The 21,136-nt window shown below is 37.8% G+C and carries 16 protein-coding genes; 1 reads left to right on the forward strand and 15 read right to left on the reverse strand.

What is annotated here, in order from left to right; translation table 11 throughout:
* Positions 1 to 178 precede the first annotated feature (178 nt).
* The 13 genes from MWU56_RS07770 to MWU56_RS07830 form a co-directional block, all read right to left on the reverse strand.
* Positions 179 to 1,621, reverse strand: a complete 1,443-nt coding sequence (locus MWU56_RS07770) for an SLC13 family permease (protein WP_247043466.1) — start codon at positions 1,619 to 1,621, stop codon at positions 179 to 181.
* A complete protein-coding gene (locus MWU56_RS07775) occupies positions 1,612 to 2,319 on the reverse strand; it encodes an aspartate/glutamate racemase family protein (RefSeq protein WP_247043467.1) in 708 nt (235 codons plus the stop codon). The genes MWU56_RS07770 and MWU56_RS07775 overlap by 10 nt, the downstream gene beginning before the upstream one ends.
* A 162-nt stretch (positions 2,320 to 2,481) precedes the next feature.
* Entirely contained in the window at positions 2,482 to 3,372 is an 891-nt protein-coding gene (locus tag MWU56_RS07780) for a BPSS1187 family protein (RefSeq protein ID WP_247043468.1), read from the reverse strand.
* A gap of 43 nt (positions 3,373 to 3,415) precedes the next feature.
* On the reverse strand, positions 3,416 to 4,279 hold the full coding sequence (locus tag MWU56_RS07785) for a creatininase family protein (RefSeq protein ID WP_247043469.1): 864 nt from the start codon (positions 4,277 to 4,279) through the stop codon (positions 3,416 to 3,418).
* A gap of 105 nt (positions 4,280 to 4,384) precedes the next feature.
* Positions 4,385 to 4,861, reverse strand: coding sequence for a RidA family protein (locus tag MWU56_RS07790; protein ID WP_247043471.1), 477 nt, complete (start codon positions 4,859 to 4,861; stop codon positions 4,385 to 4,387).
* A gap of 8 nt (positions 4,862 to 4,869) precedes the next feature.
* Positions 4,870 to 6,921 carry an amidohydrolase family protein gene (locus MWU56_RS07795; protein ID WP_247043474.1) on the reverse strand — a complete coding sequence of 684 codons (2,052 nt, stop codon included), beginning with the start codon at positions 6,919 to 6,921 and terminating at the stop codon, positions 4,870 to 4,872.
* A gap of 48 nt (positions 6,922 to 6,969) precedes the next feature.
* Complete coding sequence (locus tag MWU56_RS07800; protein ID WP_247043475.1) at positions 6,970 to 8,091, reverse strand: FG-GAP repeat domain-containing protein; 1,122 nt, start codon at positions 8,089 to 8,091, stop codon at positions 6,970 to 6,972.
* Positions 8,092 to 8,136: 45 nt separating this feature from the next.
* Positions 8,137 to 10,137: an amidohydrolase family protein gene (locus MWU56_RS07805; protein ID WP_247043476.1), complete on the reverse strand. Its 2,001-nt coding sequence runs from the start codon at positions 10,135 to 10,137 to the stop codon at positions 8,137 to 8,139.
* Between the two features lie 48 nt (positions 10,138 to 10,185).
* The gene (locus tag MWU56_RS07810) at positions 10,186 to 11,331 is read right to left on the reverse strand and encodes a dipeptidase (protein ID WP_247043477.1); all 1,146 of its coding nucleotides are present in this window, start codon (positions 11,329 to 11,331) and stop codon (positions 10,186 to 10,188) included.
* A 148-nt stretch (positions 11,332 to 11,479) separates the two neighbouring features.
* Positions 11,480 to 12,886 (reverse strand): RagB/SusD family nutrient uptake outer membrane protein, encoded by a 1,407-nt coding sequence (locus MWU56_RS07815; RefSeq protein ID WP_247043478.1) that lies wholly within the window; start codon positions 12,884 to 12,886, stop codon positions 11,480 to 11,482.
* Positions 12,887 to 12,896: 10 nt separating this feature from the next.
* Positions 12,897 to 16,241: a TonB-dependent receptor gene (locus tag MWU56_RS07820; protein WP_247043479.1), complete on the reverse strand. Its 3,345-nt coding sequence runs from the start codon at positions 16,239 to 16,241 to the stop codon at positions 12,897 to 12,899.
* 131 nt (positions 16,242 to 16,372) lie between these two features.
* Positions 16,373 to 17,440 carry a FecR family protein gene (locus tag MWU56_RS07825; RefSeq protein WP_247043480.1) on the reverse strand — a complete coding sequence of 356 codons (1,068 nt, stop codon included), beginning with the start codon at positions 17,438 to 17,440 and terminating at the stop codon, positions 16,373 to 16,375.
* 129 nt (positions 17,441 to 17,569) lie between these two features.
* Entirely contained in the window at positions 17,570 to 18,211 is a 642-nt protein-coding gene (locus MWU56_RS07830; protein WP_247043482.1) for an RNA polymerase sigma factor, read from the reverse strand.
* An 858-nt stretch (positions 18,212 to 19,069) separates the two neighbouring features.
* Here MWU56_RS07830 and MWU56_RS16550 point away from each other — a divergent pair.
* Complete coding sequence (locus MWU56_RS16550; protein WP_262917786.1) at positions 19,070 to 19,195, forward strand: hypothetical protein; 126 nt, start codon at positions 19,070 to 19,072, stop codon at positions 19,193 to 19,195.
* A 269-nt stretch (positions 19,196 to 19,464) separates the two neighbouring features.
* Here MWU56_RS16550 and MWU56_RS07835 read toward each other — a convergent pair whose 3' ends face one another.
* Positions 19,465 to 20,430, reverse strand: a complete 966-nt coding sequence (locus tag MWU56_RS07835; protein ID WP_247043484.1) for an ornithine cyclodeaminase family protein — start codon at positions 20,428 to 20,430, stop codon at positions 19,465 to 19,467.
* A 64-nt stretch (positions 20,431 to 20,494) separates the two neighbouring features.
* Positions 20,495 to 21,118 (reverse strand): DUF1080 domain-containing protein, encoded by a 624-nt coding sequence (locus MWU56_RS07840; RefSeq protein ID WP_247043485.1) that lies wholly within the window; start codon positions 21,116 to 21,118, stop codon positions 20,495 to 20,497.
* Between the last annotated feature and the right edge of the window lie 18 nt (positions 21,119 to 21,136).

Raw genomic sequence — 21,136 nt, forward strand, 5'->3', positions numbered from 1 at the left:
TTCATTGACAAAACCATAGGCGGTGCCTATAGCGAAAGACTTAGGAAAAAAATACCCTCAAGGTAAACATACACGACCTCCTTTTTAAAAAAAATCAAAAACAATGGGGGTCGAGTTCTTACAGAGTCTTCCTTTGCCAAACATTATAAAACTATGGTTTGTTACATATGATTATTTTTTAACTAAGATCCCAGGCTAGTGGGAGCACAAAGTATACAATTATTGTCAATATAATAATGGATAGTATATTCATCCAAATACCCCTACTTACCATATCGTTCATACTAAGATACCCGGAACCAAAAACCACTGCATTTGGGGGTGTTGCTACTGGCAACATAAAGGCGCACGATGCTGCTACAGTTGCACTGATCATTAAATAATATGGATGTACCCCTAAAATTGGAGCTAAGGACACCAAAACAGGCAGAAGCATTGCTGTTGTGGCAATATTGGATGTGATTTCGGTTAAAAAGTTTACCGTAGCTATTAAAATTAAAAGTAAAATTACAAAAGGCACTGTTTTTAATGCTATCAGTTTATTACCTATCCATAAAGCAAGTCCACTACTTTCAAAACCAGCTGCCAAAGCCAATCCTCCACCAAACAAAAGTATTATGCCCCAAGGCAATTTTACAGCATCTTCCCAAACCATTATTCGTTTTCGTTTTTTACTTGTAGGTAATACAAACAGTAGAATGGCACATGAAATACTAATTACCGTATCATCTATTCCAGGTATTATGTTCTGTAATAAAAACGAACGTGATATCCATGCCAAAGCAGTCATAATAAATACTGTTAGCACAATTTTTTCCTCAAAGGACATTTTACCTAATTTTTTCAATTGAACATCGATTTCTTCTCGACCTCCAGGAAAAGATTCCTTCGTGAATTTAAAAGTGAACTTGGTAAGATACTTCCAAGCAATAAATAGTAAGATAAATGCAATAGGGAAACCAAATACAAACCATTGAGAAAATGTAATTTCTTCACCAAATGTTGTCTGCACTACACCTGCTAGCACTAAATTGGTAGGGGTTCCAATTAAGGTAGCCACTCCACCAATTGAAGCACTATAAGCTATGGACAACATTAAAATTTTTCCGAAATTAATATTCTCGTTCTCAATGGTCTGGGGATTGTCTTTTAATTGTGTTACAATAGCCATTGCCATAGGCAAAATCATTACTGTAGCAGCTGTATTGGAAATCCACATGGATAAAAGAGCCGTTGCCAACATAAACCCTAGCACAATACTTGTAATATTGGTCCCTACAACTTTAATAATGGACAAAGCGATTCTTCTATGTAAGTTCCATTTTTCAATGGCAAGTGCCAAGATAAACCCGCCCATATATAAAAATATATACTTATGCCCGTAGGATGCAGTGGTCTCACCAAGGCTTAAACCACCAGTTAGTGGGAAAAGCACAATAGGCAGCAAGGCAGTCATCGATATAGAAATAGCTTCTGTTATCCACCAAATGGCAACCCAAGCCACTGTCGCAAGTACGGCGTTGGCCGAATCATTCAACCCTTCTGGGTGGAAAAAAAAGAATATATAGAAAAATGACAATGGCCCAAGAACAAGACCTATTTTATGTTTCGTTATCTGCATAATTGTTGTTTTAAAATATAATTGACTCCCGCTTTAGAATGAATTTCGGTTGTATTAAAAATAGGAATATCCACATCTTCCTTAAAGATCATTAATGGAAACTCCGTACACCCTAAAACAACACCTTCTGCCCCTTGTTTCATAGCTTTTTCAATAACCTTCATAACATAGATTTTTGACGTTGCAACTATTTTGCCATAGGTAAGCTCTTCGATAATGATTCTATGAAGTTCATTGATTATCTTTTTATCTTCCGGCACCAATACTTGAATGCCGTTGTCTTCAATTCTTTTTGTTATAAAGGTCTCTTCCATACTGTATTTGGTACCTAAAAAAAGTACTTTGTTCAATCGTATTTCGTGAATGGCCTTCGCCGTGGCATCGGCTATATGTATAATGGGAAAATCCAACTTCTCCTGAACGGCATCAAATACTTTGTGTGGGGTGTTGGCACAGAAAAGAACGGTATTTGCCCCTGCTTTGTGCAGCGATTGTGCCGCGTCTACCAACATGTAAGCTATAGATTCCCATTTATTTTCTATTTGAAACTGATGTATCCTTGCCTGATTTAGCGTAAAGACCAATAAGGGTGGATTGGTATTGTTTCCAAAATAATCGTTCACAGATTGGTTTATTATACTATAATATTCTATCGTGGAATGCCATGAAGTTCCCCCTATCAATCCCAACACATTCATTTGTATATTGTTTTTTTAAGATTTGAGAGGTCTTTAGGTTGGATTTGAATGCGACAATTGCACAATGCAAAGCCTACACTAGATAAAGGATAAAAAAATAATTTTGTTATCATGTTCTGTCTCAAAAGTTGTAAAAAACAAATATTCATCCTAAATCCAGTATTAATTGCCTTTACCTAAGAGTTCTATCCATTGGTCTCTGTATCGAATATTTCTTATTCCATTGGAATGGGCTCTTTTACCATTTGGTACTTCTAGATCAAATGCATAAATATGATCTTCCGGAATATGCATTGCTTTATATGTCTCTATTATGGTGGTAGCTGTAGGCTCTTCCGCATGGTAAGTTCCGTACCAACGATCAACTGGTGTTTTACTAGTTTTAAAATACCATTTGGCTATTTTGTTCTTTGCGGAATAGTCCCATCCACCCGAAAAATCGATAACTCTAGCAACGAGATGGGTCTTTGCGATAAAAGCCGACATTCCTCCTCCTTGCGACTGACCGGCAAGTGCTATCTCGCTCCATTTTGGGGCACCGTTTTCCAGATAACGGCTCCAGTCTAGGTTTCTATCATTCACGGACAGATATTCTAAAAGTTTTGTAAGTCGATTAACAATGGCATCATAGGGTTTGTCATCAATCAGTGTAAATGTAGTATCACCGTATACCCTTCTATTTCTAAACTCCTCTGCACAATCGGAATTCTCTATCAATGCTTCTCCTTTGCATATCCGTGCAATCGCAGGAGTGTTTATGTACGACAGATTAATTACGGAGTATCCCTGATGAACCGCGGTATTAAAGAAATCCTTTGGACCTCTTAATGCAATACCGTTTGTACCTGGAGTAAAAAGTAGTAACTTACCTTGTTTGTTACTCGGGTTGTAAGCCACAAAGTGTGGTGTATCCGCATTTTCAATTCTTGAATCGGTATTTGATGGCTCAATCTCCAATACAACATTCGGTTCTGGAAATCTGTTGGAGTCTTGTGCAATTGCGAATACGCAGTTGGATAGAATTAAAATAGTCAGTATTAGATTATTTTTCATTTTCATTATCGATTTTCGGTAGCACAATGCACTATTTCACATCTCAAGCTGTTATCAACTCATTCCACTTATCAATAAAACCAGAACATGCATTTATCATTTTCTTTGTGTTTTTTTCACCTCTTTCCACGTTAGCTTCCTTAGGGTCGAGCTCCCCCCAAACGCCTGTTTTTGTCATTTCGATTGTAGAGGTATTTTTCCCAGTTTCCTCGGCCTTTAAGCCTTCGGAAAGAAATAATAATTTTTCGGTAGGTTCTTCTTTAATGACCGCCGGCACCATATTCTTCAAATGCTTTGGCAACGACAACTTAGTTGGTTTAGCTTTGTCCAACTGTACCAAGCTTGGCATCAGGTACATGGAATTAGACGTTTCGCCCGTACCTGCATGTCGGTCCAACGCCTTGGCCTCCTTATTATCCTCAGTTTCCAAATACGGTTTTACAGCTACACTGAAATCGACCGCAACAGCCGAAGTTTTTTGATTTATTTGATCTACTAAAAAAGTAGTAATAGCCGTGTTGCCTCCGTGCGAATTCATCAACATAAAGCGTTTGAACCCATGTTTTATAAGACTTTCCACCGTTTCCATATGCACACGTAGTATCGTTTCAGCACTTAGGGTAATGGTGCCCGCAAATGCCATATGATAAGGGGACTGGCCCGCCATTAACACAGGTGCCACCAAAATATCACGCTCTTGAGCTATAAGCTTGCAAAGCTCTATACCATTGATAAAATCGGTTCCAATGGGCAAATGGCTCGAATGTTGTTCCAATGCTCCGATGGGAATAATTACTAAGTCTGATTTTTTAAGAAAAGCTTCCACTTCAGGAACCGTCATATGGGGCAAATAATTCTTGATCTTACTTTCTTTCCAAAGTGGATTGACGGGGGTTTCTGTGATCATATAAATTTATTAGAGTTAAGAGATGATAACCTTAAAAGCTCTCCTCAGTTAATGATTATAGTTTGTAAATGCACTGGAGGATTTCCTTAGCATCAGGTAAAACGGCTAGTCTTCCACTTCAACCACACATTCCACTTCAACGGCCTGTGCCCTCGGCAATGTTGCAACTCCAATAGCTGCTCTGGCGTGTATGCCCCTCTCTCCAAAAACTTCTACCATCAAATCAGAAAAACCATTGATTACCTTGGGTTGTTCTAAAAAGTCTGGTGTGGAATTCACCAAGGCCAAGACCTTTACTATTCTTTTTACTTTTTTTAGGTCACCCAACATTTCCTTAAGGACAGCTATTTGGTTAATGGCTGTTAACCGTGCTCCTTCATACCCTTTTTCTATGGAAATATCATCGCCTAATTTTCCAGTAATTTCTATGCCATTGGCATATCTAGGTCCTTTTCCAGCAAGAAAAATTAGGTTTCCGGTACGCACGCCATTAACATAGTTGGCTACAGGATTTGGAGCCTTTGGCAACTCAATGCCCAATTCTTTTAACCTCGCTTCTGGGTCGTAATTCTTATTTTGCATTGTTAAGTTTAATTATCTCTATTTGGTTTAAAATCTGCCGCTATCCACAGTGGTTCGCTTTCATAATAATTCCCGTTGGTCATTACCGCGGACACCGTTCTAATATTGTCTATATCTTCTAATGGATTTTTGTCCAAAATGGCAATATCCGCTTGCTTACCAACTTCCAATGTTCCGGTTACATCATCCATCCCCATAGCCTTGGCCGGAACAATAGTTGCTGTTTTAATTGCCTCCAAGGGCGTTAAACCACCATACTTTTGGTAGGTTTCTATCTCAAGAAAATGTCCAAAACCGGGTGCAAAATTGTCAGTACCGGCCACTACTGGAATACCAGCTTTATAAAACTTACCAATGACTTCTACAGATTTTAAGAAGTTCTCTTTAGATTTTTTTGCTCTTGTTTCGCTCAATCCTCTCCTAAAACGTTTACCTTCAAAAAGTTCGTAGGCCATCCTACCAGCATCCGGTTCAATGGATTCCATTATTTCTCCTTTACGCATGGTACGGATAGCTCCCAGCCCAAGTGTAGGGTCTAATACGGTTCCGTGTTTTTTATAAAATGTTATAGCTTTGTTTATTTGAGCATCGGTAATTTCATTTTCCGCCATGTAATATGTTCCCAATTCAGATACTTTTTTATCCGGAAATAATGGAGTTAGTATTCTATTATAGTGGCTCAACATATCCATACCACTTTCTACAGCAGATATAGCATTACCTAAAGCAGCAGGTACATGACCGGTAAGGGTCATTCCTACTTTGTGTGCCTCATCTGCCAATACTTTTAAGATTTCCGGGTCTATAGAAGTATATATCTTAATTTGCTTATATCCATTTTTATGGTACATGGCCACCACCTCTTTGGCTTCCTCTTTAGATCTTGCACGTACAACACCATTACCTCTTATTCCAGCACCATCGGTCATACCTGCCAAAAGAATATCAGGGCCCGTTGCTCCATCGTTGGCAATGGCATCCCTGAAAGCAGTAGCAAACTCCAGCTCATTTCCATTGTCTCTGATGGTAGTAACACCGCCGGCCAAATAAGCAGGCGCCCATTGTACCTGATTGGAATGTGCATGCATATCCCACATTCCAGGCATTAAAGTTTTTCCTTTTACATCAATTACCTTAACTCCTTTAGATATAGTGATTGATTCACTTTTTCCGATTTCAACAATTTTGCCATCTTCAACAATAATTGTCATATCTTCTTTAATATCTTCACTGACACCATCAACTATATTTCCTCCCACCAATGCGACAACAGGGTATTCTGGTCCTTTAAGTGATTCTGTATATTCTGATAGTTGAGCCATTTGTTCTACTACGTTCCCTTGAATAAATGTTGGTAATGCTTCCGCATATTCCTTTTTGATCATTTCCCTGATTTGGGTATTTGCTTTGACCAACGCAACCAAATCTTGGGATTCATCCAACCAAACAGTCCTACCTCCCCAGTTTATTCCGGTAGTAACATATCTATCTAATATTCTTTGTGTTCCATCTACTGTCACTGTATCCTTACCCCTATGGGTAACCGTCACCTCTCCTCTTGGAAAGGTTGGTAAGCTTTTTAACCCAAATTTAAAATAGCAGTGATATAGCATCATTTCTATGCCTGCAGGAATATTACTGTGCAAAGGGAAGAAATGTGAAGGCACCTCCTTAGTTACCTTATCGTAGTGTTTCTCCCAGATGGTAATCTCATTTGGTCCGGTCTTCTCTACTTCCAAAATATTGGTAGTATCCTTTGATATTCTTTTACTACTATAATAAACCGGTTCTAAATCCTTGGTCAACCGCAATTCCGACAAAACCCCGGTAATACGTCCACGTTCATTTTCTCCTTGAAGCGATTCTATAATTATAGAATCGTTACTGGTATACATTTTATACGTTTCTTCCCCTATGGGAGATTGCCTTCTATGTACTACAAAAGCTCCTTCCTCATTAACATTCTCCCACCTAGATGGTTCTGATGTACATGAAACTAAGGATATGGAGATACATATACCAGACAATAATACTTTTGTGTATCTTGAAAGACTCTTCATTGAATTTATATTTTTCTGATTGTTTCTTAAACCTTTGACCACTGTGAATTATGGGAATTTGGGCACATATTTATTAAAATAATATAGATTGAGTGCATCGGAATTGCTCTCTATAATGTCCGGTTTTTCATCCCCGTTCAAATCACTGATCATAATATCATATGTATTAAATTCTTTATCACTCAATACTATTTTTTTCCAATTGCTTCCTTCTTCCTGATTTAAGAACACAGTATTTGAGGCCCTAACGTTACCTATGACAATATCCATGGTCCCATCCATATCCAAATCTGCAACACTCAATGAATATGATCTATCGGTACTGGAATCAAACACCATCCTTCTTTCAAAATCAGTTTTCTTGCTTCCAAAATAAATTACATTGGGCTCTCCGATATTCGCCGTTACAATATCCAAATAACCGTCTTTGTCCATATCAGCGATAGCAACTGACCTAGTATTATCCTTACCCGTACCATATGGGATTTTCTTAGAAAAATTAAGCTTGCCGTCATTGAGATAAACAAAATTGGGTTGGTCGTCCCTGTTGGCCAAAACAAGGTCGTTATGGCCGTCACCGTCCATATCCGCAACTTCAACATCTATGGTAGAGTCCTTCTGGGAACCAAAACCTATCGTTTTTGTAAAATTACCCTTCCCATCGTTCAAACATATCTCATTTTCCTTGCCCCGATTGGTTATCAAAATATCTAAATCACCGTCATTGTCAATATCAGCAACAACAATATTTCGTGTAGGGGCATAGGATTCACCAAAACTTGCTCCTTTTGTAAACTTGCCCTTCCCATTATTTATGAAAATATAATTTGGCGCCATATCGTTGCCTACGGCTATATCCAAATCACCATCGTTATCAAAATCTGCAAGCTCCGTGGAATAACTTGTTTCCTGCTCATCCCCCAAAACCTGTGACACGGTAAAAACTCCTCTACCGTTATTAAAGAATATTCGGTTTTGTCCTGGCCAATGACGTCCATTGGCAACCAAAACATCCATATCACCATCATTATCAATATCACCTATTCCCATGGATGCAGTACGTTCTGTGTACGTGCCAAAAATCAACCTGCCACTGGTAAAGAATTCATGTGACTGACTATATCCGGTGGCCGCAAAAATTGAAAAAAGAAATATATATACCTGTTTCATCGTTTTTATATAAATGGTTCTTGAGTTTATCCGTTATCCACGGATCTATTTAAAATGTTGTATACTCATGGCGTTATAAAGTTCCTTGGCAAAGTATATATTACCCCCTTTTATGGTCCATTCAACTTTTCTTATGTTGCTAATATCATCCAAAGGATTACCATCTATTAAAATAAGATCTGCCATTTTACCTTCTTCAATTGAACCGTAAGAGTTAGATACCCCCATGAAATCTGCGGATTTTATAGTGGCCAGTTTTAATACCTCTGCGACAGGAATTCCAGATTTTGCATACAATTCCAATTCCCTATGGTATAAAAAGCCAGGGAGTCCATCGGTACCTGGCACAATGGCCACGTTCTTCTGAAAAAGATCATGGAGTGCAGCCAACATCTTATCATAGCTTTTCTTATAAATTGGTGTGGTCTCTTCTGTTTTTGGAAGTCCTCCAGCATAAAACTGTCGTTGACTTATTACTGGTAGTCTGTTCATAATTTTACTGAAAGTTGGACTTGGCTCCCCTTTTTGCGAGACAAACATATTTTCAAAAATGGCCATCGTTGGATCTACCAAGATTTCATTTGTTTTTAAGCGATCTACAAATTCCAAATACTCTTGGGATCTAAGATCGAGGTCCAACCCATGTTCCGCTACCATGGTAAAACGCAGAGGTGTTCTGGTGTCTATACTATCGGCCAAAAAGTTGAGAAACAACATATTCATATGCTGAATCTCGTTATACCCTTGATCTATTGCTTGGGAGGCTGTCATAAACGCCGGGATATGCCCACTTACCCGCATACCCAGTGAATGAGCTTTATCCACCATAGGTTTCACCCATTCTGGTCTAATAGAGCTATATAGTTTTATTTGCTGGTATCCTAAATTTTTATAGTCCTCAATTTCCGCTAACCCTTCTTCCAGTGAATTGACCACGTTGCGTTGATTTGCAAATGGTCCCGAACCATCGATTATACCGCAAAATGCAATAATACGCGGACCTATGATATCATTATTGTCAAACTGATCTCTTAAAAGATATAGCTGTTTATTATTGGCCATATCCCGTACCGAAGTTATACCTCCTGCCAAATGCAATATCCCTCTGAACTTGGTATTATGGGTATGCATATCGAACATGCCCGGCATAAGGGTTTTTCCAGACCCATCAACAATTTCAGCATCTCCGGGAATTGTTTTTACACCAGTTGGATGAATCCCTTCAATTATTTCTCCATTAACGAAAACATCCTGATTTGCGAGCAAGGAACCTTCTTCACTGAATACATTAACGTTCTGGACGACCAACTTATCAAAATCATGGGTCAGATTTTCGGTAATCTCGATTAGGTAATCATCCTCCACCTTATCCTGTAGCGTTTTCATTTCTGAGCGCATCGACTTGTACGCTTCTTGAACAATATGCAGGTTTCCATCAATACTGCAAATCAATTGATCTTCCTTCATCCACAAAAAGGTTGGACTCATATCCAATCCTTTTATCATCAACAGGTCAAGAGTTGTCCCATTTTCCAGGGTCATTGGAATTCTTTTAACCAATTCTGCTTCCCCTTCAGGAAATAGCTTTACTTTTTCGGTATCGGACGCTAATAAATGTTGTGCCAGTATCTCGTAGATTGCCGGAGAACCATCATACCTAAAATACAATTGGTCTCCCTCGATATCACCAGTATCGTTTCCTTTAGGATTTTGCCAAGATGCACTTGTACCTGTGACCGAAAAGGATTCGTTTACAGGAACCTTTCGATAATTAACACCGTTGATCGCTTGATTTATAACGAAGTTTTGATCATTTAGGGTTATTGTTTCTTTATACTCAGGTCCACGCCCTCGGTCGGCGTATGCGTAGTAATATTCAAAACTATTATCCCCCGTTGTCATTTTCTTATATTCGCCAGCAGGGTTCTCCCTAAAAACTACCTCATATAATATTTCTTGTGAACTATCATTATCAGTTAGATTGATTTCTTTGCAACCTATTGATAAGGTAAGTATAACTAATGCGGTAGCTATATGGTTTTTCATGAATAAAATTATTTGTTCATAATTCGTATGTAAACCAGATGGGTAGGACTATTTTAAAATTTCCTTGAAATAGCGCAACCAGTTAAGACCAAGGATCTTTTCAATTTCACCTGTACTGTAGCCTCTTTTATCCAATACTTTAGCTACATTCAAATACCGTTTTGGTTCGTCCAAACCAGGTATCCAAGCAGGCCATCTTACTTGGTAGGATGGCTTAAACCGGGTTAAGCGCGGCACGTACCAATTCTCTCGAGTGGCTCCATTTGCAACCATCCCTTGTATTGCAAAATCAGCAGCTACACCAACATGGTCGATTCCTGCTATTTTAACTGCGTGATCTATATGATCCACGTAGGTTTCAATAGTGGTTTCTCCTCCCGGATCGGGGCCTATCATATAACCAAGACTGATTATTCCCATAACACCGCCCTTATCGGCCATGGCCTTGATCTGTTCATCTGTTTTTGAACGTGGGTGGTTATTATACAAAGCCTCACACATGGTATGATTAAAACAGGCTCCATTTTTACTGTATTTTATTCCATCCAAGGTCGTTTGCCTTCCACAATGTGAGAGATCTATAATAATGCCTAGATCGTTCATCCGTTCAACAGCTTCAATTCCAAAATCCGATAGGCCTGCGTTAGTACGTTCGGTAGATCCATCGCCCAACAAATTTCTTTGGTTGTAGGTAAGTTGAATCCAACGTGTACCTGCATTGTATAGCGTGTCAAGATTGTCGATGGACTTTTCCATCATTGTGGCGTTTTGGAAACCAAGTAAAACAGCTGTTTTATTTTCATTTTTGGCACGAACGAAATCATCGGCACTATTGGCGAAAATAAAGGTATCCGGGTTGTCATCTATCCTATCCCTCCATTCTGCCAGTGCTTTCATTGCCACTTTTAAATTACCAGAAGCCAGAGACGCAGAAAAACCAGTGTATCCGGATTCTTCCAATGCCTTAAATGAATCTTCATTCCATCCACGTGGAATCACCAATCCATCAATAACGATTGATTTATTATATAGTTCTTCGATATCAGTCTGGGAAAGTGTTCCCACTCCATATTTGCGTGTACCTGAACTCTCTGGTATGGACTCCATGATCGAGGAGAATGAATATGCCATCTGGCTAGGGAATACAGCTCCGACAGACAACATTTTTGCAAGATTTCTACGATTTTTATCCATAATTCTTATGGTTTATATGCTTAAATTTAGTTTAGCCTATGGATATATTATACTGTTATACATTGGAGGAAATCAATGAAAAAACAAGAACCTCCAATGTATAAGTTTACAGCACAACATTAATAATTAATTCTACTAATAACATCCATCAACTCCCATATCCTGGGTTTTGCTCAATATTTGGATTTGCATCAGTCTCATTCTGGGGAATTGGTAATATCACAGTGTCGCTACCGTACGATATGCTACAAGTTTGGGATGTACAGTTGGTCCGTACTATATCCATTTTATTTCGCATTAAATCCCATAAACGTTGTCCTTCGAATGCAAGCTCCAATCTTCTCTCTAGAAATATAGCATCTTCTAGATCCTGACCTGTATCCGCATTGTCGGCCGCAGTCGCCACTGCTCTTTGATGCACCATGTCCAAATCATCTTGGGCACCAGAAATGTTAGTTCCAATCTTTGCTCTGGCTTCTGCCCTTATAAGGTACACTTCTGCCAGTCTAATCACTTTTACATTATCAAATCCATTTATGTCTGGGTACTTAACCATTCTATGTGAAGCAAAATCTCCTGTTAAAAGTGGATCAATTTCAAAGGTACTCAAGCGTGCATCTTCAGAATCGTACAAGGATACAACATCATTTGATGGTAGATAGTCACCAAAGCCTTCGGGCAGGTACAATCCAGCAATACCTTGTCCCCCAACATTGTCAACTTCTGTCATTGAAATTTCAAATATGGATTCCGAGCTATTGTCCGTTGTCCACAAATCATAATAATTTGCGTTGGAAATAAGTTCAAACTCTCCTGACTCGATTACATCTGTAGCCATTTCTTCAGCATTTGGCCAATCTTCTTTATACAAGTATACTCTGGACAAAAGTGCTTTTACTGAAATGGTTGACAATGTGTTTGAATTTCCTGTACGAGATACATCATTCATCAAAGTAAGTGCTGTTTTCATGTCTGCAATTACTTGATCATAAACCTCTTTGACAGTGTTTCTTGTAGGTTTGTTAGCCACATCAAACTCTAAAATAAGTGGCACACCTAAATGACTGGCTTCTGGAGTGAAGGTATAATGATGCGCAAAAAATCTTACTAAATCAAAATAAATCTGCGCTCTCAACGCATATGCTTCACCTAAAATATGATTATATTCATCTTGTACCGCATCAGCGAGTTGTGTTTCAGAGTTTATAATTGAATTTGCTGCATTTATCCCTTCATACATAGATGTCCATAAGCTATTGGCATCGCCATCTGATACTCTTACAATATGCTCAGCATAATCTTCAATTCTATTTGCCTGTGCATTTTGTTTAACATCGTCGGCCATTACATCTGGTATCATCATCATATAGCGTCCATAGTATTCCGATCCCGTAATGGTATTATAAACACCTGTTATGGATGATTCGAAATCACCAAGTGTTTCCAAGGCCTCAGTGTCTGCCACTGATTGCTGTGGCTCAAGCTCTAAAAAAGATTCTGAACATGACCAAAAGAATAGTATGGCCACCATAGGTATAATTCTATATTTTTTCATTTTTTTAATTTTAAAGTTGAATATCCAAGCCAAGGGAAATTGTTTTCATAGCAGGGGTTTGTCCGGTATAGTTACCGTCTATAGCCTGTTCGGGGTCGATGTACAATATATCTTCTTTTACGAAAGTCAATATATTGGTTCCCCTTGCGAAGATTCTAAGAGAACCTAAATGTAGTTTTGAGACAATTTCATCTGGGAAATTGTATCCTATGGTCAAATCTCTTAGTCTAAGATAACTACCGTCATACAACCATCTAGAGTTTGCAGACTCTCCACTTCCAGGACTACCTCCCCAAATAAACTTTGGAGCCAAAGCGTCCGTTTTACCTGGCACCCATCTATTATCGTAAATAAAAGTTGCGGTACTTCGTGGAGTTAACCGGCCGTCTCCCAAACTACCTCGTGCTCTCGCATCAAATATGTAGTTTCCATAGGAATAAACAAAGTTGGCACTTAAACTAACCCCTTTATAAGAAAGAAGTGTATTAAAACCTCCAAAAAATTCAGGTGTAGCAGATTTATCATCTAAAAAACGTTCGGCTTCACTAAGGTTAGAAGTAACTTCTGTTTTGGTTGCATCGGTATACCATTGCGGGTTTCCGTTTTCTGAATCAACCCCTGCCCAACCAAACAAATAAAATGATTGAAAGTCTTGACCTTTCTGTCTTCTAAAGGCTCCGCTGTTGAAGTCTTCTGTAAGTTTTGTTATCTCATTTTTAAGGAATGTAGTGTTGAAACCTACGTTCCACGTAAAATCATCATTATCAATAATATCAGCATTAATACTCAATTCCAAACCAGAATTGGTCATTTCCCCAAAGTTTTGGGTCAACGAAGTAAATCCAGTTGTCCGTGAAATTGGTACATTCAAAATCAAGTCAGAAGATATACGCTTAAAGTACTCTACTGTTCCACTAACTTTGGAAAAAATGCTAAAATCCATCCCTAGGTTAAAGTTTTTCTGTGTTTCCCATGTAAGGTCTGGATTTGAAACCTGACTAGGCACACCGCCTGGACTTCCATCATAATCTTGACCATATACATACAGTCCGCGTGAAGGAAAGTTACCAATAGCTGCATTTCCAGTAAGTCCCCAAGAACTTCGCACTTTTAATAGATCTAAAAATGAAGCGTTTTCCAAAAACTTTTCTCTTGAAACAACCCAGCTCCCTCCAATGGAATAAAAAGTACCCCATCGATTATCCGAACCAAAACGGGACGATCCATCTTTTCTAATACTTGCTGATAAATAATATTTACCATCATAATTATAATTGGCCCTGGAAAAAGCAGATACAAATGTATATTCTGATTTGGAGCCACTGATGGCAAATTCTGCAGAGGCACTGTTCAATGTTCTCAGTTTTTGATTGGGAAATTGTGTGCCAGAAGCACTGAACTGCTCATTGGTGGTTTTTTGAGCTTCATATCCAGCTAGAAGATTAAAATTATGGTCTGTTCCAAGCTTAAAATCATAGTTCAATGTTTGTGTCCCAACCCATGTCTTAATACTGGTATTGGCTTCATAGGCATCTCCACCTGAGTTTCTTCCTCCACCATATCTTGGATTTTGATATCTATACTCGTTTAGGGTCAATACATCAAAATTCCACTGGGAGCGAAATGTAAGGCCGTCCATTGGGTTAATCGATATGGCAAAATTATCTATTACTCTTGTTTGTTTATTTTCCCATTGATCATCTCCAGTTAAACTACCTAAAGGATTAGCACCACCTAATGGAAAGTAGCTAGCGTGCTCACCATTATATCTACCTTGTTCATCATAAATTGGAATGAGTGGAGATAATTCGAGTGAGTTTTTAAATGGGTTGTTCCATGATCCACCATCAAAAAAAGTATTTGATGTAAGATTGGACACAGATATATTATTGGATATTGTCAAATAGTCCGTTGCTTTAAATTCAACATTACTACGTGCGCTCAACCTTGTAAATCCTGATCCTACAACATAGTTTTCTTGATCAAAATAAGCACCAGAAAAGAAATACTTTAAATTTTCAGTACCTCCACTTGCGCTTAAATCATAGCTTTGGGTAATACCTGTTCTTGTTATTGCATCCAACCAATTGGTATCTGTTGGCTCACCTGTAGATGGATCGATAAGCTGCTGGAATGTGGAATCAAATTTGGCTTGCGCCTCAGCCGGGGTATCTCCCTGATTGACATACCCTTCTAGGAACAACTCCGTGTATTGCGCAGCATTCAAAGGTTTTAGAATATTATTATATGCTTGTGAGTTAAAACCAGTCAAAGCCTTAAAGTTAATTGTAGGCTTACCAGATTTTCCTGATTTTGTTGTAATCAAAATAACCCCGTTGGCTCCTCTAGAACCATATATGGCAGTGGAAGCTGCATCTTTTAATACCGACACAGATTCAATATCATTGGGGTTTATACTGGCCATTACATTGGTACTGGTACCTCCGTTATCAATTGTTCCGATACTCCCACTTTGAACTGGAATTCCATCGACCACATATAGCGGTTCAGAAGAAGCGGTTATCGACCCTATCCCCCTTATCCTAACTTGCGTATTCCCTCCTGGGGCACCGTCTACAGCCGTAGCTTGCAGACCAGCCGTACTTCCCCTGAGCGTTTGTTCAAAAGTTGATACTGGCGCTTGTTCAAGTTGTTCACTCTCCACGACTCCGACAGATCCTGTAAGCGATTCCTTAGATTGAGTACCGTACCCAACAACCACAACTTCATCCAATGATGCTACATCTTCTTGGAGCACTACATTTATGTTGGTTTGACCTCCTACTTCAATAGTCTGGGATAGCATTCCGATATATGAAAAGATCAAAACGGTGCTCTCTCCCGACATATTAATTGTATAGTTACCATCAAAATCGGTCTGTGTCCCAGTCGTAGTGCCTCCTACTATTACATTTACACCCGGCAGTGGTGTACCTTGGGCATCTGTTACAGTTCCTGTCACGGTCTGTTGGAGGGCCGCATCTTCGTCAATATCCTCAGTATCGGACGATGAAGGTTTACGTAAAACTTTAACTATAACTTGGTTTCCAATAATTTTATAGGTGAATTGAGAATCTAGAAAAGCTTTATTTAGTACCGTTGAAATCTTGGCTTTCTTTAATTTTAATGAGATTTTTTTATTGGATTTTAAAACCTCATCGTTATAGAAAAAAACAAAATCACTGTTGTTTTGAATTTCTTCAAAAAATTCTTCAACGGTAGCATCTTTTACATTTATTTGTATGTCATTTTGGGCAAATGCGGGGTTACCGTATACTGCCGTAAGTCCAATACCAATAAACAATAAAAAGATTCGCATAACTGTTGTGGTTACTGCATTTAAGGTATTTTTCATATCTTTGTTTTGGTTATTAATGTTGCTTCAAATTGGCAATGTTAGTGTATTGGCCAGAAGATGCTCCAACATCTTCTGGCTTTCAATAAACTGAACTAACTCAAATAATTATATCATAGGCACTTTATGTTTTAATTGATTATTATTTCGTTTTCTTTTAATTCGTATTGAATATCTGCACTTTCTTTTATACTGGCCATAACCTTACTTATATCTTCATTAAGGTTTAAGTAACCAGAAAAAGTTTCCTTTTCTGCATCTCCTCGATTGGTGATTTTGACATCTAGATTATAGTACCTCGATATTCTTTTCAGTATATAGCTTAGGTTATCATTTTTAAATACCAAGTAGCCCTTACGCCATGAGAAATAGGAATCAACATCAACTTTTTCAGAAATCATTCCTTTGGTCATCTTGTTATAGCTTGCTTTTGTACCCGGCGTAATATTGATTTTTTCCAAGGATTCCGATGATGAGATATTTTCACGATAACTTATTTCCACACTTCCGCTTTCCAATATGGTACTTATTGAACTCTCATCAGAATAATTGGTGACACTAAAGACCGTGCCCAGAACCTTGACCCGTTGGTTTTCGGAAACAACATAGAAAGGTTTGTCCTCATTATGGGCAACCTCAAAAATTGCCTCCCCTTCTATGTACACCTCCCTTTTATCACCTTTGAAGACCGCAGGGTAGACCAATTTTGACCCAGAGTTCAACCATACTATACTACCATCGGAAAGTCTCAGTTTTGACCTTTTGCCAAATGGTATCATTAGCGTATTGAAAACAGGAGTTTCGTCCTCACTTAAGGATTGATTGACATCCTTGGTATTGCCGATAGTTATACTTTTCCCATTATCGGAATATTGTACCTCAGTCATTTCCTCGTCAATGTCCAAGCTCTCCCCCTCGCCAAGCATAAGAACTATTTTGTCCGTAGTTTGACTATTTGTTTTCGATGTGTTCACAAAATCAGTAATAGAAGGAGCTTCGGGAGTTGGCACAATAAACTGATATGATACACTGACCAATATCACAATGGTGGCCACCGAGCCCAAAAAATAGTGCATCCTTCTTTTTCTCAACCTGCTTTTCTGGATTGTATCCAAAATCCTATCTTTTAAGTATGCCTTTTCACACTCCGAAATAGATGGATTATTTGTCTTGTCTTTATGTAGGTCTTTATTTTTCATTTTTAATTTATCGAGCAATTACTACCCTTCAGCACTAAGGCGAAGTTCTATTCTTATTAGCCAAAGCAAGTTGTTCTTGTTTTATAGACATAAGTAATGAAAAATCGATCTCCATGTGGGTATAATAAATCATCGTAAACTTTTTAATGCCCTGTAAATCATCGTTCTTGCGCTATCTATGGAAATATCCATCTGTTCTGCAATCTCCTTATAGTTTCGTTGTTCTTTAAACTTTAAGAAAAGCCCTTTTCTTTGTTTTCGGGTGAGCGAGTCTAGTGCGCGATCCAGTTTTTTATTTTTTTCGGAAATACGTTCCGCACTAATAAGCTCCTCTTCGTGAGACTCGGTCGAATGCTTCTTGTTTTCAAAATGTGAAGAAGCATTAATTCTAGAGGCCGGTATGGTTTTACGGTTGTGTTTTTTAACAATCTTCCGTTTTAATGAGCTAAATAAGTAGTATTTTACATTATTGGTACTGGACAGGCCTTTGCGGTATTTGTAGAGGTCCACAAACAAGTCATGGATACAATCCATAACCCAATCCCTATCATCCGTGATTTTTACACCGTAACTGAACAATGAATCTATATGAAGCTTGTACAATTCCCCCAAAGCACTCTGGTCTCCCTTTTTAAGTTTGTTCCAAAGTTCCTCCTCTGTGTTTCTTATCACAAACAATTCTTGTCTCCTACCATTTTCTTCGATTGAACCCAATAGCCCATCTTCATCATCAACGTTTAAAATTGGCTCTGGCCCTCCACTTTTATACATACGATTGGGTGTTTTGCACAGTTATCTTCACTTTATATTAACATAAGTAATGTTTTCATGATTTATAGACAAAAAAAAAATTAATTTATTGTAAAATAATTTTCTCTGAGCGTTTATTATTGTGATTCCCACAATGGAAAACAATTATTTTGCTTTATTTTAATTACTATTTCTTGAGCTGGAACAGTAAGAAATATGGCGAAACCATTTAAATGAACATTATTAAACTTTAGTCGTACGTTAAAGCACTAAAACACCATTACCCTTTAATTATCTTCAATGAAATATAATGGATTTTATAGGTTTGGGTACTATCCTAATATGGTTTTATGAAAAGTACAGTGTGCAGCTTTTCTTTGGACATTTTACTGTTGTTTCACAATCAATAAAAAATAGTTGATTGAATAGGTTTTGAAGATATGCTATAATCAAGTTGTTCTAATGGCAATATGCTCAACCTTATTAAATTGTAAGCTTTGGAATTCCAATGATCAATTCTAAAAAGGATGAATGAAAAATGGGACGATTCAACCAAACGAAGTTTCTATTGCGACTTTAATTTATATGCTAAACTAAGGTCTGTATCAAGTTTTCATTATTATTTGTTTATACCCAAAATAAGGGGTATGTTTAACTTTCTATGTCTAAATTTTTATTTTATATAAAATGACTGGAATATATTTAAAATTGAAAATTATCTTTCCGAATTCCTAAGCACTTGCGAGTGTGCTTTAACACCTTTTTCTTTTTTATAAACTCCTTCCCAAAATTTCTAATTTGGTTAGTTACTCGCAAAAAAAAGAACACAACAAGGTCAAGGTTATTTCAAACTATTCCCAATTTTTAAATTAAAATAAAATGGCAAAGAATCTTGTAAAGCGAAAAGCTTCCAAAGCTGATTTAAAGGCAAAAAAACAAGAAAAAATTCAACGCAAACTTGAGGAGAAGAAAATGAAAAAGCGTAAATCTAGAAAAGGTTTGTAGCACTAACCTAAATTTATGGTAGTGGTTGTTTTAAAAATACTCTTGTATGATTAAGTTAAAGTAACATTTTAATTGTATTAAATGAGGTATTGAAAGGTCGGCCAATGGAAAAGAATATCATTGGCCGCTCTTTTTATTTGATGGATTCCAAAAATTAAGAAACAAAACATTTACCATATTCTCTTTACAATTCTTGAATTACAACAAATTAACAAGTAATCAAAAAGCTTGATTAACTTGATTTAGGTTACAGCGTGGTGTCTACAAGTTTATTTTTCCATGTTTTTGTACAAACTGTAGTAATACGAAGCCGCGGACAAGTCCTCCAGCGCATGTCCTACTGATTTAAAAACGGTAATTTGATTATCATTATCCCGACCAAGGTGTTTTTTTGAGCTTAATTCTAATAAATCGGCATGGATATCCTCTTTTTTCAAAACTCCATTTTTTAATGGAATGACTATATCTCCACTTTCCTTCAGTCCAGCTTCAAAGGTATCCACAAACACTTCGGACTTGATTATGGCCTCATCATCTGCCTCCCGCATATCAGGACGATATGCTCCCACCAAGTCAACGTGTTGACCCGGTTTCAAATACTTTCCTAAAACAAGTGGTGTGCTAGAAAGAGTAGCTGCAGAAACAATATCCACTTGACCTATTATGCCTTCAATGTTCTTTACGGGGGTTGTTGTATAGTTCTCTTCTTTCAGGCTAGCGCAAATTTGTGCTGCTTTTTTGAAATCCCTGCCCCATATATACACCTGTTCTATTGGTCGTATACAGGCGTGGGCTTTAATTAAATTTGGCGCCAATGCCCCTGTTCCAATCATGAGCATAGTTTTAGTATCGAGCCTACTCAAAAATTTGGATGCAAGGGCAGAAGCCGCAGCAGTACGTTTTACTGTCAAACTTTTTGCTTCAATCAAAGCTTTAATACTCCCATTTAGTGCATCCAGATAAACATATAATCCTTGTATAGCAGGAAGATTAAATTCTCCATTGGCTGGACTTACGGTTGCAATTTTGACTCCAGCTTCTTTACTAGGATTCCATGCGGGCATTAGCAATAGGGTTGACTCCTTGCCGACCTCTGGGTTTGGGAAGTCATGATGATGTCGCATGGGAACAATGGCCTGTTGTTCTGAGAACCCAAGTTCCAAAGCGTTAATCAAATCAAGAAAACCAGTGTTCTCTTCAATAAAGTCCGCGTTGATTTTAAGTATATTCTCCATATCTTCAAATATACCTAGAGTATTTAGTTTCAACGACTAAAGAAATCGAACAAATTGACTTTTTCTATAATGGCGTCACTACTATATTTCGAAATTTAATTATGCCATTTCCACTGGCTTGTAAACCAATAAATCCGGCTTTAAGTTCTCCAAAGTTTTCATCCGAAGTTAATTTATCATTTACCCAAACTTGAATATGATTTGCTTCAGCTTTAATTTTGTAAGTATTCCATTTGCCTTCAGTTTCTACAAATTCGAGAGGATTTGTCCTTCCCACAATTGCCCCTGTTCTGTAGTCTTGATTTGGATTTGAGTCCCAAATATTCATTTCAAAGCAATCCACTTCACTAATCTCTGTGTTCTGACAACGAACAAAAATTCCTGAATTGATGGTATTATCTGGATTAAATTCTAGCTCTAAGATAAAATCGCTGTAGGACTGTTTGGTCATAACAAATCCAACCTCACCGCTAATTTCCCCAATAAGTTCATTATCTGAAAAGCTCCAATTAGCATCACCATAAGCATCCCAATTTTTCGAATTTTCTTGAAATAGTGTATCGGAATTCTTGCAAGAGGCAATCACCAATAGCATTACCATTGCAACTAGCGCATTATGTTTTCCTTTTACCAACCTTTTTTTTCTGATTTTCCCTAAATCGATAATCTGAACAATTGCTTTTCCCATTTGTATTTAGTTAACTGT

This window comes from Allomuricauda sp. F6463D, from assembly GCF_023015965.1.
Taxonomy (GTDB): domain Bacteria; phylum Bacteroidota; class Bacteroidia; order Flavobacteriales; family Flavobacteriaceae; genus Flagellimonas.